Here is a 786-nt window from a genome sequence, read left to right on the forward strand (position 1 = left end):
CGCTGGGCGGGCAGCCGGGCCCAGCACGCGGTGCGGCCGCCACGTGGCGCCGCCGCCCCGCGCATCGGCCCGGATTTCCGGGTTTTCCCTTGCCAATCAACCACTTGCCGGCACGCACGGATTCCGCATAAGCATGCGCCGATTCCTTTGCAGCGCTGGCGCGCCGCTGGGTCTTCAATCCATTCCATCCCCCGCCGCGATGGTCGCGCCGGGCAAACCAGGAAGGTTCGATCCCATGACGCGCAAATTCAAGGTAGTGGCGGTTTCCGGCAATGTGCAGCGCCCCTCGCGCACGCTGGTGCTGGTGGAAGAGTTGATCGCCGCGCTCAGCGAGGCATTGCCCATCGAGGCGCACACCATCGAGCTGGGGCCGCTGGCCCCGCAGATCGGCGGCGCGCTCTACCGCAGCCAGTTGCCGGCCGCCGTCGAAGCGGAGCTGGCCGCCATCGAATCGGCCGACCTGCTGATCGTGGCCAGTCCGGTCTACCGCGGCTCGTACACGGGCCTGTTCAAGCACCTGTTCGACTTCGTGCACCACGAGGCGCTGATCGACGTGCCCGTGCTGCTGGCCGCCACCGGCGGCAGCGACCGCCATGCGCTGGTGATCGACCACCAGCTGCGCCCGCTGTTCAGCTTCTTCCAGGCGCGCACGCTGCCGCTGGGCGTGTATGCCTCGGAGCAGGACTTCCAGGGCTACGAGATCGCCAGCGCCGCCCTGCGCGAGCGCATCGTGCTGGCGGTGCAGCGTGCGGCGCCCCTGGTCGGCATCGCGCCGCAGGCCGCGCC

1 protein-coding gene is annotated in these 786 nt (G+C 70.0%); it reads left to right on the plus strand.

Features of this window, described 5'->3' with window-relative positions; genetic code table 11:
* Window positions 1–235 precede the first annotated feature (235 nt).
* Window positions 236–786 (plus strand): FMN reductase (gene msuE, locus AC27IQ_RS26105; protein ID WP_487091376.1); only part of this gene is annotated, 551 nt, incomplete at its 3' end.

The organism is Acidovorax sp. KPB24-07, from assembly GCF_057543315.1.